The sequence below is a fragment of the Synechocystis sp. PCC 6714 genome (assembly GCF_000478825.2).
Classification (GTDB): domain Bacteria; phylum Cyanobacteriota; class Cyanobacteriia; order Cyanobacteriales; family Microcystaceae; genus Synechocystis.
In genome coordinates this window covers 2,647,753-2,661,645 of record NZ_CP007542.1, presented here as the reverse complement: position 1 = coordinate 2,661,645, position 13,893 = coordinate 2,647,753, and the positions used below count along the sequence as shown (strand labels likewise).

General features: G+C 48.9%; 10 protein-coding genes. 9 read left to right on the top strand and 1 reads right to left on the bottom strand.

Features of this window, described 5'->3' with window-relative positions; genetic code table 11:
- Nucleotides 1–43: 43 nt before the first annotated feature.
- The 5 genes from D082_RS12200 to D082_RS12180 all read left to right on the top strand — a co-directional run bounded on the left by D082_RS12200 (nt 44) and on the right by D082_RS12180 (nt 3,767).
- On the top strand, nt 44–292 hold the full coding sequence (locus tag D082_RS12200) for a DUF3146 family protein (protein ID WP_038530883.1): 249 nt from the start codon (nt 44–46) through the stop codon (nt 290–292).
- A gap of 114 nt (nt 293–406) precedes the next feature.
- A complete protein-coding gene (gene bfr / locus D082_RS12195) occupies nt 407–877 on the top strand; it encodes a bacterioferritin (RefSeq protein ID WP_028947376.1) in 471 nt (156 codons plus the stop codon).
- 30 nt (nt 878–907) lie between these two features.
- Nucleotides 908–1,840, top strand: a complete 933-nt coding sequence (gene queG / locus D082_RS12190) for a tRNA epoxyqueuosine(34) reductase QueG (protein ID WP_038530879.1) — start codon at nt 908–910, stop codon at nt 1,838–1,840.
- Nucleotides 1,841–1,875: 35 nt separating this feature from the next.
- Nucleotides 1,876–2,541: an HAD-IA family hydrolase gene (locus D082_RS12185; RefSeq protein WP_028947378.1), complete on the top strand. Its 666-nt coding sequence runs from the start codon at nt 1,876–1,878 to the stop codon at nt 2,539–2,541.
- A 29-nt stretch (nt 2,542–2,570) separates the two neighbouring features.
- The gene (locus tag D082_RS12180; protein WP_028947379.1) at nt 2,571–3,767 is read left to right on the top strand and encodes a pentapeptide repeat-containing protein; all 1,197 of its coding nucleotides are present in this window, start codon (nt 2,571–2,573) and stop codon (nt 3,765–3,767) included.
- 28 nt (nt 3,768–3,795) lie between these two features.
- Here D082_RS12180 and glk read toward each other — a convergent pair whose 3' ends face one another.
- Nucleotides 3,796–4,863: a glucokinase gene (gene glk / locus D082_RS12175; RefSeq protein ID WP_202963081.1), complete on the bottom strand. Its 1,068-nt coding sequence runs from the start codon at nt 4,861–4,863 to the stop codon at nt 3,796–3,798.
- A gap of 563 nt (nt 4,864–5,426) precedes the next feature.
- On the opposite strand from glk, the gene D082_RS12170 reads away from it, so the two are divergent.
- The 4 genes from D082_RS12170 to D082_RS12150 all read left to right on the top strand — a co-directional run bounded on the left by D082_RS12170 (nt 5,427) and on the right by D082_RS12150 (nt 13,861).
- Nucleotides 5,427–7,169 (top strand): ABC transporter ATP-binding protein, encoded by a 1,743-nt coding sequence (locus D082_RS12170; RefSeq protein WP_028947381.1) that lies wholly within the window; start codon nt 5,427–5,429, stop codon nt 7,167–7,169.
- A 451-nt stretch (nt 7,170–7,620) separates the two neighbouring features.
- On the top strand, nt 7,621–9,627 hold the full coding sequence (locus D082_RS12165) for an NAD(P)/FAD-dependent oxidoreductase (protein WP_028947382.1): 2,007 nt from the start codon (nt 7,621–7,623) through the stop codon (nt 9,625–9,627).
- A 151-nt stretch (nt 9,628–9,778) separates the two neighbouring features.
- Nucleotides 9,779–12,022 (top strand): caspase family protein, encoded by a 2,244-nt coding sequence (locus tag D082_RS12160; RefSeq protein ID WP_028947383.1) that lies wholly within the window; start codon nt 9,779–9,781, stop codon nt 12,020–12,022.
- A gap of 195 nt (nt 12,023–12,217) precedes the next feature.
- Nucleotides 12,218–13,861, top strand: a complete 1,644-nt coding sequence (locus tag D082_RS12150; RefSeq protein WP_038530871.1) for a hypothetical protein — start codon at nt 12,218–12,220, stop codon at nt 13,859–13,861.
- Nucleotides 13,862–13,893 lie beyond the last annotated feature (32 nt).

The following is a 13,893-nucleotide window of genomic DNA, read 5'->3' as shown; positions in this document are numbered from 1 at the left end:
TTTTTCTCCCCATCGTTCAATCCATTGCCTAATTTCTCTGCCCATGCCCCAAACCAAAGCCCACCTAAGAGTGACTGCCCATTCCTGGCCCGGAGGTTTTATGGCAGGGGAAGTACGGGCCGGGGACTATGAATGGCAATTCCACTGGAATTTTCGGGGCGGTAAATTGCGGGTGCAACCTTCCCTAGGGCGATCGCTCATTTTTGAACCCCTAGGGCGTTTTTTAGAGCGCAGTGATTATCAGTTGGAACCCGGTGGCGATTATGAATTTACCCTCCGCAGTCGGCTTTGATCTTTGCACCGGCGAAACTAGAATTGCTCTGCTTCCCCATCAAGCCTCAACGACCCAGACGCTGATTAACGGCTAAAATCAGATTAGCCCAATCGATTGTCAAGGAATTTGATTATGAAAGGTAAACCCGCCGTCCTCGCCCAACTCCACAAGCTATTGCGGGGGGAACTGGCCGCTAGGGACCAGTATTTCATCCATTCCCGCATGTACCAAGATTGGGGTCTACAAAAGCTCTACAGCCGCATTGACCACGAAATGCATGACGAAACGGCCCATGCCAGCATGCTGATTGAGCGCATTTTATTTTTGGAAGAAACCCCGGATCTTTCCCAGCAGGACCCCATCCGGGTGGGTAAAACGGTGCCGGAAATGTTGCAATACGATCTGGATTACGAGTATCAGGTCATTGCTAATCTCAAAGAAGCCATGGCGGTTTGTGAACAAGAACAGGATTATCAAAGCCGGGATCTACTGTTGAAAATTTTGGCGGATACGGAGGAAGACCACGCCTATTGGCTGGAAAAACAGTTGGGTCTAATTGAAAAAATTGGTCTGCAAAACTATCTCCAATCCCAGATGGGGTGAACCCAGTGTTCACTTTTTTAGGCTAAGGTCATGTCCCAAACTCCCCTAGAGGAACACATTAAAGCCCAAGCCTTGGCGATCGGTTTCCATCGGGTGGGCATTGCTTCGGTGTCGGGAACGGAAAGTGATCTGGCTGTCCAACGGTTGGAAAATTGGTTAGCCCTGGGTTACAACGCCGACATGGCCTGGATGGCTAACCCCAAACGGCAAGATATTAGGGAGCTATTACCGTCGGCTCAATCGGTGATTGCGGTGGCCCTGAACTATTACACTTCCCACCGTCGCAGTGGGGATCCAGTCCATGGCAAAATTTCCCGCTATGCCTGGGGAAGGGATTATCATCGGGTGTTGACCAAAAAGCTCAAAGCTCTCAATTTCTGGCTGGAACAACAGGTACCAGATTTACTCAGCCGTTATTACGTTGACACCGGGCCCATTCAGGATAAGGCTTGGGCGGAACGGGCCGGCCTAGGTTGGGTAGGGAAAAACGGCAATTTAATCAGTCGAGATTATGGCAGTTGGTTGTTTTTGGGGGAAATTGTCACTAACCTCCCCCTCGCTGGCGATCGCCCCCACGGTCACCATTGTGGCACCTGCACCCGTTGTCTGGAAGCTTGTCCTACCCAGGCCATTGTCAAGCCTTTTGTGGTGGACAGTAATAAATGTATTGCTTACCACACCATTGAAAACCGCGCCGAAACTCTGCCAACGGCGATCGCTAACAATTTACAAGGTTGGGTGGCAGGGTGTGACATTTGCCAAGATGTGTGTCCCTGGAATGAGCGTTTTGCCCAGGTAACGGATGTGGAAGATTTTCATCCCTATCCAGGAAATCTCAACCCGGATTTACAAGCCCTGGCCCAGATCAATGAAATGGATTGGCAAAAGCAATTCACCGCCTCAGCCCTGAGGAGAATAAAGCCTGCTATGTTACGGCGGAACGCCCGGGCTAATCTACAATGAAGGACTGACCAAATAGTTGGCCCGCCCTCTTCACCATGGCCATTAAAGCTGTATTGTTTGATTTTGACGGTACCATTGCCGATACCCACGATGCCTTTTTTGCCATCGTCAATCGCTTGGCGGATGAGTTTGGCTATCCGGCGGTGGACCAAGCAGAGTTGGCCCGACTCAAGCAACTAAGTTCGTCGGAAATTATCAAGTATTCCCAAGTTTCTCCGTTTAAAATCCCTTTTATTCTTAAACGTTTTAAAAAAGAACTGGGCAAGGAAATTAAAGACCTCAAGCCCTATGGAGACGTGAAAGAAGTGCTGACAATTCTTAAGGGAAAGGGTTATACCCTGGGCATTGTCACCTCCAACTTGGGTGATAACGTGCAAATATTTTTACGCAACAACGGATTAGAGCATATGTTCGATTTTGTTAAGGCGGGCACCACCTTGTTTGGCAAAAATCGCATCATTAACCGGGTGCTGAAGGAACATAATTTCAAAGCCCATGAAGTGGTTTATGTGGGGGACGAAACTAGGGACATCAGTGCGGCCAAGAAAAGTAAGTTAACCATGATTTCCGTTGCTTGGGGATTTAGTCCCCCGGCAATTTTACAGGAGTATAAGCCGGACTTTTTGGTGCATGAGCCCAAAGAACTCCTCACAGCGATCTTCGCCTTGGATAACCACCGCTGGTATCCAGTAAAATCCTAGCAATTGCCCTTGTCCTCAATGTTTTGGCTATGCCCAACGAGTTTCCCGATTTGCCTCCAGCCCTAGGACCAGGGGAAAGTAGTCCGCCGCGCCGCTCTTTACCCCAATGGGTGTTTCAAGAATCCATCGATCCGGCTATGCCCTGGCTGCTACTCGTAACGGTGGGAGCTATGGGACTGGGATTAATTTTCCACTGGCTTTGGTTGGGATTTACTTCGGCAATATTGGCGCTGATGTTTTCCCTCCAGGTTATCCTGCCCACCATCAGATCCTGGGTACAGCACTATCTCACTGTCCAAGAACGGCGTTCTCTCTTGGGGGGTCTCGGTTTTGTCCTGGCGATCGCCGCTTTGGCCCACTATTTAGGTATTTATCGTTCCGCCAAATATTGGCTCAACCAATTTAAATACGATGAATTTGGTTCCTGGGCAGAATGGGTAGGGGCCCTGGGACAAATTATGATCGCCGTGCTAGCGGTGTATGTTGCCTGGCAACAATACGTCATTTCTAAAGACTTAACTATTCAACAAAATCGCATCACCCAACAACAAACCATTGATGCCTACTTTCAAGGTATATCGGAACTAGCTTTAAGTGATCAAGGCATGTTGGAAGATTGGCCCCAAGAAAGGGCCTTTGCCGAAGGCAGAACGGCGGCCATCCTGGCCAGTGTGGATTCCGGTGGGAAAGCCAAAATTTTGCGATTTCTTTCCCAATCCCGACTGCTTACCCCCCTAAAACGGGACTATTACCTTGGTCGCCCCATTTTTGATGGTATGGGGGGCTACCAAGAAGACCGCATCCATGGCCTAAGGGTTATTAACTTAGGAGTAATGCTAGTGGCGGCGGATTTAGTGGGGCAGGATTTGCGTTGGGTGGATCTAAGTGAAATTTATTTAATCCGAGCCAATCTTAGTCAGGTGGATTTGGTCAAAGCCAATTTATCCAGAACCGTCTTGTACGAAGCCAACCTAGATGGGGCTGACCTCAAAGGAACCCGCCTGTTTTATGGCACCGGGGATAAGGCTAGTCCCCGCAGTCGAAACCATATTCCCAACTATGAAACCGGTGAATATACCGGTGCAGTGGTGGAAAATGCCAACTTTAACAACGTTAAAAATATGAGTGAAGAGCAGAGATGCTATTGCTGTAGCTGGGGGGGAACGCTAACCAGGAAAACTATCCCTGGGGGCTGTGAAGGCATTGAAAACCGTTTGGGCCGATGACATGGTTTTTTGCCAGTATCACTCACCATCAATGGGACTGGGCACCACAAACCGCCGCGCCAATGAGGCCAACTTTTGCATTCAACACCACTTGCACGGGAATAGTGCCCATTAGTGTTTGCATTCTGCCTTTATCGCTGAAGCCCTGCATAAAACTCCCCTTTTCCAGTAGGGGCACAATTTTTGGGGCAATGCCACCAGCCACATATAGACCACCCCGAGGAAGTAATTTCAGGGCTAAGTTGCCCGCCTCCGCTCCGTAGGCCCCCAGAAACATTTCCATGGCTTGAGTGGCTAAATTGTCCGTACCTTCCAAAGCTGCCTGGGACACCACCGCCGCTAAGTCAACTGTTTTTTCCCCTTGGTCTTTTTCCCGATGCCAGGTTTGGTAGAGTTGAGCAAATTTGGCTGATTCCCGCTCTGGGTAATGATGTCGTAAAAATTCGTAAATCATGGCGATACCCATGCCGGATACCACCCGTTCGATGGAAACTCTGCTAAAACCGTAACGATCTTTTAGGTATTGCAATAACTGCCATTCCAACGGCGATCTGGGGGGAAAGTCTGCGTGGGCACCTTCGGAGGCAAAAACCTGGTATCTTCCCTGGCCCTGGGGAATTACGTAGCATTGTCCCAATCCAGTACCGGCCCCTAAAATGGCGATCGCCCCTGTTGGATCCATTGGGGCAGATTGGAGGCTGAGCAAATCTTCTGGTCCGAGCCCCAAAATACCGTAACCCACGGCGGCGAAATCGTTAATTAGGCTAACCTGGGCAATGGCTAATTCCTGGGCCAGGCGATCGCCGGAGAGATGCCAGTCTAAATTTGTGAGACGACAGACATTGTTGAGCACGGGACCAGCAATGGCAAAACAGGCTTTGGTAACGGAGATGGGATTGCCCAGCACAAGGGCTGCTTCTTGGCGGAACTGCTGAACCATGGGCACCAGATCAGCAAAGGCCTGACTACTGTAAGTCTGCTCAAACAGAGTTACCGGTTTACAAGCTCCAGCACTGTGATCTTCCACCCTCACCAGGGCCAAAATAGTTTTGGTGCCGCCAATATCCCCCGTCAACACATTTACACCCATAGCCATAGCGCCCAAAAACTGGATAAAACAAAGCCTTCTAGCAGTGTACGCCACCGATTCGGCCTATTTCAAACAACTCTGGAACAATGGGGAGATAGCCAGTTCCTGAACAGCCTCAAAGATGACAAAAAAAATAGGATACAAGCCTGGCCCTTTAGGGGGACTTTTGTTAAGACAACTTCGAGCTATTAACTCTTCCCCCTCTGGACTCAAGGGACGTTGAAACGGCTACGGTGTGAGCAGGCGCAGAGAACCCTAGAGAGGCAATGGTCTAAAGTCCAACCTTGAAGGCAAACAGCAAAATTCAATAGCTTATGTTTGGTTAGTCGCCGGAGGACATTCGGAGAGTTTAAACGGCTGTGGAGGGATGGTAAGACCACCTAGGGGGTACGACCCAAAGAAGCGTCAACCCCATTCAGTGACCAATTTTTATTGTTAGATTGAGGCGTGGTGGGGAATCCTAGCCCTTCAGGGCGGGGAGTGTGTCAATTGACCTAGGCTCTGTGAACCAAACAAGTGAAGGAATAAATGGGTTAGGATCTAAGCTGTTTTCCCTTTAAATTTCCCCCATGGCCGCCCCCAGCGTAAAACAATTACTTCGTTACTTGAGTCCCCATTGGCGGGCGATCGGAGCTGGAACTTTTGCTCTATTTTTGGCCAATGCCCTGGGGGTTTATATTCCCATTTTGATGCGGGATAGCATTGACGATTTGATGCCTCCCTTTCAAGCATCGGATGTGGCCCGCATTGTGGTGCTGATTGTTGTTCTCGCCTCCCTAATGTGGTTTATCCGTATGGCCTCCCGCATTCTTATTTTTGGGGTAGGTCGCCAGGTGGAATATGAGCTCAAACAGAAAATTTTTGACCATCTGCTCAAGCTAGAACCTCTTTACTTTACCGAGAATACCATTGGAGATTTGATCAACCGGGCCACCAGTGATGTGGAGAATATTCGCCGTTTAGTAGGTTTTGCGGTGTTGAGTTTGATCAACACTATTTTTGCCTATGCTCTAACCATCCCGGCCATGTTTGCCCTCCATATTCCCCTTACCCTACTGGCGGTTTCCGTTTATCCGTTGATGCTGATGAGTGTCAATTTGTTCAGCGGCAAGTTACGGGATTACCAACTGGAGGTGCAGGAAGAGTTATCGGCTTTGAGCGAGCTGGTGCAGGAGGACATGAGCGGCATCAGTTTAATCAAAATTTATTCCCAGGAAGATAATGAACGAGAAGCTTTCCAAGCCCGGAACCAGGGATTACTCCGGGCCAACCTCAAACTAGCCCGCATTAGAAATTTTCTCTTTCCTTTAATTGAGGGTTTAGCCTACGTAAGTTTGCTCATTTTGCTGGCCTTTGGTACCGGTTTAATTCAAGACGGCAGTATAACCATTGGCGATTTCATTGCCTTAATTATTTTGGTGGAGCGGTTAGTTTTCCCCACTGCTCTGCTGGGTTTTACTATCACTGCCTATCAACGGGGGGAAGTGAGTATCCAGCGGGTGGAAGCTATTTTTCAAACTACTCCGAAAATTTTGACCATTCCCCAGCCCCTACCTTTCAGTCCTGATAGGGCCACGGGAAAAATTACGGCCCATGGTCTAAGCTATTCCTATCCCGGTAGTGATCTGCCAGCGCTGGAGCAAGTGGATTTCACTGTTTATCCTGGGGAAATGGTGGCCATTGTGGGGCCCATTGGTTCCGGTAAGTCTACCCTGGTTAATGCTCTACCCCGTTTGCTGGACATTGCCCCCGGCCAACTTTTCATTGACGATTACGACATTACCCAAATTGCCCTCAGCGACTTGCGTTCGGCGATCGCCTTTGTGCCCCAGGATAGTTTTTTGTTCAGTGCCACCATTGCCGAAAACATTGCCTATAGTGATCCGAGTCAAAACGACACGGCGATTGAGCAAGCGGCCCAACAGGCCCATTTAGACCAGGAAATTGCTAATTTTCCCCAACATTACCAAACCCTAGTGGGGGAAAGGGGCATCACCCTGTCCGGTGGTCAAAGGCAAAGAGCTGCCCTAGCCAGAGCTTTAATTCTCGATGCGCCTCTACTGGTGCTGGACGATGCCCTTTCTAGCGTGGATAACCAAACCGCCACCCGCATTCTGCATTACCTGGCCCGCAGAAATAACACAGTCATCTTTGTTTCCCATCAACTTTCCGCCGCCGCCCAGGCTGACCGCATTTTTGTCATGGATCACGGACGGATTGTTCAAACTGGTACCCATGAAGAATTGCTTCAACAATCAGGGTTGTATCAATCCCTGTGGCAACAGCATGAACTGGAAAAGGTCTTAACCTGATAAACCTTTAGTTATAGTCAATCAAAGTAAGATTAGGACGACTAAGGTCTTTACCAAAGACGCTTTTAGTTCTGGTCATTGTTTTACTCTCAATTAAATCAACTATAAATTTATTTTTTACTTTTTACGTTGTGCTTAAAAAACTTTGCCCAATAAATAACTGTAAGTAAATTAAACTCTTTTCATTGACTTGATGATTGGGAAAATCAGAGAAGCTTTTTTCTTGATTAATCGAATAAGCCCATGGAAAATTTTGCTGAACTTCTAGAAGTTTTTAGTCAATCTTCTGCCTACGTTAGGGGGGACTTTTTCCTATCCCATCAGAGAGTTGTCATTTGGTTGCCCCTTGATTGATACCATAAGGAAAAGTCGCATAATTTGGCTTTTTAAATATATCTCCTTTGACCATTGGCAACCTACTAGCTAAAGATTTTAAGATCGTCCCAAACCCATGCGTGAACTGCTTTACTGTGAAGTCCCCACCCCGGCCACTGCTGAGGTTATTGCTTGGCTACAGGGGCCATGGTCTCCCTTAGTGGGTCAAAAATTCCCTACCCACCAGGGTTTGCGGTTAAAAGGCTCCTCCGGTCAAAGCAGCGAGTTATCAATTTTTGTTTGGTCTTTACAGAGGACTACTTATCTTAAATGTGTCCGTTGGGGTAACACCAGCTTTCCCCAGGAAAAGGCGATCGCCAAACAATTACGCCGGGCATTAGAACAAAAGTTTTCACCTATCTATCCGGCCCCACCGGCGATCGATTTGACTAGGGAGAATATTTTCCAAGCATTGCAGGATCGATATCCTGAAACAGTCAACTTTTTCCAAAAATTTCCCCAGGGGGAATATGACCTCAAACGGGCGTACTGGTGGGAACAGCGCTGGCGAGAAAATGTGGCCAATCCCCAAACTCCCCCCCAGGTAGTTAGCCAAACGTCTAGCCCGGTGGCGGTGGCTCCAGAAACCCCTGAGTTTGACCTGATTTATCTCGGTGGGGCCTTGGGGTCAATCCATGCGGCGGTGATGGCTCGGTTGGGTTATCGGGTGCTCCTAATTGAACGCCTACCGTTTGGGCGAATGAATCGGGAATGGAATATTTCCCGGGATGAATTTCAGCGATTAATTGATTTGAATTTATTTACTACCGAAGAATTTGAAAGCGTGATTGCCCGGGAGTATCGAGATGGGTTCAATAAATTTTTTGATGCCTATAATCCCCCCCATCTCAAAGCTAATGTGCTCCATACTCCCACAGTATTAAACGTCGCCCTTGACTCTAATAAATTTTTGGCCATCTGTGGTGAAAAATTTCGAGAAGCAGGGGGCATTGTTTGGGATCAAACTGAATTTATCAATGCCACCATTGACCCTCAAAAAGTAGTGGTTAGCTGTCTCAATTTAGAAAATAATCAGACAAAAACAGCCCAAGGAAGATTATTAGTAGATGCCATGGGCACCGCTTCTCCCATTGCTTGGCAGTTGAATGGCGGCAAAACATTTAACAGTGTTTGTCCCACCGTAGGGGCGGTGGTGGAAGGACTAGATCCGATGGTTTGGGATAAAAATTATGGCGACGTGCTCAATTCCCATGGGGATATTTCCCGGGGCCGCCAATTAATTTGGGAATTGTTTCCTGGTGCAGGGGATGAAATGACTATTTATCTCTTCCATTACCATCAAGTTAATCGAAAAAATCCCGGTTCTTTGTTGGAAATGTATGAAGACTTTTTCAGCATTTTACCGGAGTATCGCCGTTGTAATCTGGAAAAATTAACTTGGAAAAAAGCCACCTTTGGTTACATTCCCGGCCACTTCAGCACCAGTGCCCAAGACCGCACCATTGCTTTGGATCGATTGTTGGCGATCGGGGATGCAGCCTCTTTGCAATCTCCCTTGGTGTTCACTGGTTTTGGCTCTCTAGTACGCAACTTGGCCAAGTTGACCGATTTACTCCACACAGCTTTGCAATATGATCTGCTCCAAGCTAAGGAATTAAATCAAATTCGAGCCTACCAAAGTAATATTGCTGTGACTTGGATGTTTTCCAAAGGGATGATGGTGCCAACGGGGAAACAATTACCTCCGCAACAGGTTAATGCCATGCTCAACACTTTCTTTGGTTTATTGGCGGACTCTCCTCCGACGGTGGCGGAAACTTTTATCAAAGACCGTACCACTTGGTTGCTCTTTTCCCGTTTAGCTCTCAAGGCTGCCAGCAAAAATCCTCAATTATTGTTTTGGATTTGGCAAATGGCCGGTACCGCTGATTTAGTGAAATGGTTGTTAGTTTATTTTGATTTTTCCCGTCAATCTTTCCTCAACGCCATCTTCCGCTTCTGGTATCCCCAATGGTTGCTCAACTCCCGCAGTTGGCTGGAAAGTCTTTCCCCAAAACTGTGGTTTTCTCTGCTATGTTTTGGTTACCAAATTCAACCTAAATTAGCTCAACAAGCTAAATAAATTAGTTCAGCATTAAGGAAAAAAGTTTGCTTTACCTCACCCATCAATGTAGGCATTGCTGTTAATCTGATTATGGGAATGTATCCAGCACCAAAGTTCTCGAAACGCTAAGCTAGGCCCATGGCGATCGCCTTAGAGAGTTGAATTGACAATGACCTTTGACCGACGGACATTTTTACGTAGTGGCTTGGCCCTAGGGCTTGGTTGCTGGGCCTGGGGAAGGTCTAGCCGTAGTATGGGCCATGCTCTAGCATCTACTACAAATCAAAAATGGGCTCTGCTGTTGGCGGCAGGCCAGGGCGGTGGGGGCATCAGCAGCGATCGCCAAGCATTGGCCGGGTGCACCACGGACAAACAATTGCTAGAGGATGTGCTCCAGGGACATTACGGAGTTAAGTCGGCAAATGTGGCAGGGTTAGACCCCCAGGAAATTACTTTGCCAGCCTTGGAAACCCTGTTTGAAAACCATTTACGTCAACAGGTACAAAAAGGTGACTCAGTGGTGGTGGCTTTTAGTGGTTACGGTAGCTATAATCCGCCTGCCAGTTTAGCTACTAATCCCACCTGGGAGCAAGCTCTCTCCTATTTGGGACTGTGTTTAACCGGGGAAGGGGAAAAGGAGGAGCAAATTCTTCCCCTTACGACCTTGGTCAGTTGGTTGCAGTCCTTGAAAACCAAACAGGTTTATTTGCTCTTAGACTGTGGCTTCAATACTGTGGTGGAAGACTTTCGAGGCAATCTCCGAGCCCGTAGTGCTGGTCGGGGAGGGCGACTGCCCCCAGAGGCTAACATCAGCAATCCTCTCCCCAAAACTAACTTAGGCAATGTCACCTTAATCAGCGCCACTAGCCCTGGACAAACGGCCGTGGAAATTCAATTGGGCAAGCAGTCAGCGGGACTATTCACCCTAGCTCTGACCCAGAGTCTGTGGGAAAATGGTTCGGCCAATGTGATGCCAAGTCTGTGGGACCATAGTCGCAATTTGTTAGTGCCCCGTTTAGGTACAGAGCAAATTCCCCAATGGCGATCGCCGAATAATTCCTCCGACTTTTTCTCCCCCACAGCCCCAGGGATGGCAGGGGAAGGCATAGTAACCACTTTGGTCGGTAACAATTCCTTACAAGGTCATATTTTCGCCCCCATTCCCCTGGTGCAAAAACGTGCTCTGCTCCACTCTTGCTATTGGGCCATGCCGGGCATTGAACAAGGGGATAGCATCATTACAGGGGATAATCTTGACCGCCCTAGCAACTCCCTCTGGCAGGTACAAAACATTAAAGGAGAAACGGTTACCCTAACGGCGATCGCCGGAGCCCTAACGGCAAAATCCGGCATAGATCAATCAGGAAAAGCAGTTACACCGGAAGTCTTGGCCAAAGTGGACAGTCAAACTCTACTGGGGAGTACCCTACGGGAAATGTACCGGGCTATTCCCAAAAACCTTGCCTTAACGGTGGCTTTGGCCCATGACCTAGAACGCATTGAGCGGGTGGATGCCACCAGCGCCTTCGGGGCGATCGCCACAGTGGAAGCAGTAATTAATGCAGGGGAAGGCAGTGCGGACTGTGTGTTTGGCAAACTGGAAACCCATCGTTACAGCCTCTTTACCGAAGGGGGCAACCCCCTACAACCCCTGACCAAATCGGAGTCTAGCGGAGCAGTAAAAACCGTAGTCAGTGCCCTCGATGCTTGTCTAAATCGTTTGCTGGCGCTTAAATGGCTGACTTTGCTGGCCAACGGAGACACTACCCAGCTAGGAGTAGCCCTCACATTGACCCAACAAACCAGCGGCGATAATCCCCTACCTCGTTTGGTCTATCAATGGCGATCGACCCGTTTTCCCCACTCTCCCCAGGACCATAGTTCCGGCAATGGAGGCAATGGCATTCCCAATGCTCCCCCCACCTTCCTTCCCACCGTGGCCACCAACCAAGCATTGCAATGTCAATTGGAAAACTTTGGCAACGAACCCCTCTACGGTTTTTTAATCGGGGCCAATAACCGGGGGCTAAATGTAGCCGGCATTCTCCGTCCAGATCTCAAGCTATTACAGAGTAAAGAACAACTAACCTGGCCCGGCCCTGAAGATCCCCTATGGATGATTGGAGGAGATAAGGCGATCGCCCATTGGTTTTTGATCCTTTCCCGTTTTCCGTTGCCCAGCACGGCTATGGCTCTGGGACAACAAATTACCGGCAATAACTCCACCAATCCCCCCGGCCTAGAAAATTATCCCCCCCGAGTGCTGGTATTGAAAAACATACTCCCCGTAGTGCTAGCCCTAGTGCAGGACTTGGCCTCCCACAGCGTAACCGTAGCCCCAGTCCCCGAAGACATGGCATTGCTATCCACCACCGACTGGTTGAGCTTGCCCATTATGTATCAAGTCATTTAGAAAAGCCCGCAATCTGGGGATTCCTTGTTAGGATATTAGACGTTTCAGGGCTGGTGGAGTCCCATTTGTCCAGGGTGATCTGATGCCACTCATAACTATCTACTATTGCTTGGTCATTGGCTCTGACCATAACCTCCCCCCCGTTCCTCCACCACCTGATTGCGTTTGTTACCTTTGTCCGCCCATTGTTCATCTATGACATCTTCCCTGCCTTCGTCCACCCAGCATCGGTTGCAACAACTACCACAGATTCCGAGTGTCTGGGAAGGCGATCGCCGGCCGTTTAATGGGGGAGCATTGGGGGAAAGGGAAGAAGGGGAAGGGGGAGAATGTATTCTCTGGGTGGATGGCAGTGAAGGCTTAGTGAGGTCCATGGATGTAATTCCTGAAACCGCTGGCATGGAAACCGTTGTCCGTACCCTAATCCGGGCAATGGAAATGCCCCGATCACCGGCTCCCCCCTGCCGCCCCAAAAAAATTGTTGTCCGTAACCGAGAATTACAATTCCTTTTACGGGGCATACTACAGGGTCTCAACATCAGCGTTGAATACCAAGCCCAATTGCCCCTGATCGACGAACTATTTCGTACCTTCGATACCATTGAAGACCGTCGTCCTGAACCTATCCCTGCAAAATTCGACGCCCCGCTAAAAAAATTAGCCCGGGAAATTTGGCACCTAGCCCCCTGGGAAGTGTTGACGGACTTAGACATTCTCGCCATCGAAATACCTAGCCTAGAAGAAGTCCCGCCCCTCTATGCCTGTGTAATGGGCATGTTGGGAGAAGAATATGGCATCATTCTCTACCGCTCCCTCGACTCCCTCAAAGCCTTTCGGGAAATGGCCATGGGTGAAGACAATAATCAGTCCCTAGAACAAATTTTTCTTGTCCAAGACTGTTGGTTTATTAACTATGAACAGGACTTTCAGGGGAGGACAATCGCCAGGGACAATGACCCATTTCTCCCAGTCAGCGATGATGGTGAGACCATGGCCATTTTTGGTAGCATCCATCCCCTAGAAGGCATTCGTCCTTTTATCGATGAAGGGGAAGCTTTAGCCATTTACTGTGCCCTGGAAGGATTGGCCCATTTCGTCAAAGCCCATTACTCCTATTTCGAATCGGAGGACTTTGACTTGATTACGGAAGAGGTGAAGGTGAAACACCCCCTCAAACCCAGAACAAGCAAAGAAAGATTAGTGGTGCGGCTCTCCACCCAGCCGGATTTAACAGCGGAATTTTTACTAAGATTGGGTTTCGACAATGAAGATGACGAAGATGAGGACGACCTGCTCGAAGATGATTTAATCCCCGACAATTCCTATATGAGCCTAGGCATGGTGCCTTGGGAATTGGTGCAAAGCCTCCGCTCTTCCCCCGTGGTCTACTATCAAGCAGGGGAATTTCGGCAAAAGGGGGATGGCATGCCAGTGTTGATGATCCAAACCAGCCGTCCCAAAGCCAAAGATTTGATCCGCCGTTTACAACAGGAGGGGGAAATTGCCGGACTGGGCTTTAATGAGGGGCAAGATCCCTGGACGGAGACTAAGTACGATTTGGGCATTCTCAAGACCGGTGCGGATAAATTATTTCTTTTTGGCGAATTTTTGCATGATGCTCCCGCCCACCGCCAGGCGAAGAAAAACTGGGAACGCCGTTGTCGAGATACCAAAGGTTACTGTGCTGTGCTAATTGCCATGGGGGTCACAGGTCAGTCTAAGGGGAGGCCAGAGCTCCGCCACATGTTGGGCTATTTTGAAACCCGCTTCCTCACGCCAAAGGAATTGGGTTTGGGTCCCCTACGCATGTCCTTGGGGGTTGATTTTGATATGGACTAGACTGGAATTGAAGATAGCCGAAGATAGTCAAT

Coding starts and splice junctions, on each gene's coding strand:
- queG (WP_038530879.1), top strand. CDS start 908: ATGTCCCAAACTCCCCTAGAGGAACACATTAAAGCCCAAGCCTTGGCG.
- D082_RS12170 (WP_028947381.1), top strand. CDS start 5,427: ATGGCCGCCCCCAGCGTAAAACAATTACTTCGTTACTTGAGTCCCCAT.
- D082_RS12200 (WP_038530883.1), top strand. CDS start 44: ATGCCCCAAACCAAAGCCCACCTAAGAGTGACTGCCCATTCCTGGCCC.
- D082_RS12185 (WP_028947378.1), top strand. CDS start 1,876: ATGGCCATTAAAGCTGTATTGTTTGATTTTGACGGTACCATTGCCGAT.
- D082_RS12160 (WP_028947383.1), top strand. CDS start 9,779: ATGACCTTTGACCGACGGACATTTTTACGTAGTGGCTTGGCCCTAGGG.
- glk (WP_202963081.1), bottom strand. CDS start 4,863: ATGGCTATGGGTGTAAATGTGTTGACGGGGGATATTGGCGGCACCAAA.
- D082_RS12165 (WP_028947382.1), top strand. CDS start 7,621: ATGCGTGAACTGCTTTACTGTGAAGTCCCCACCCCGGCCACTGCTGAG.
- bfr (WP_028947376.1), top strand. CDS start 407: ATGAAAGGTAAACCCGCCGTCCTCGCCCAACTCCACAAGCTATTGCGG.
- D082_RS12150 (WP_038530871.1), top strand. CDS start 12,218: ATGACATCTTCCCTGCCTTCGTCCACCCAGCATCGGTTGCAACAACTA.
- D082_RS12180 (WP_028947379.1), top strand. CDS start 2,571: ATGCCCAACGAGTTTCCCGATTTGCCTCCAGCCCTAGGACCAGGGGAA.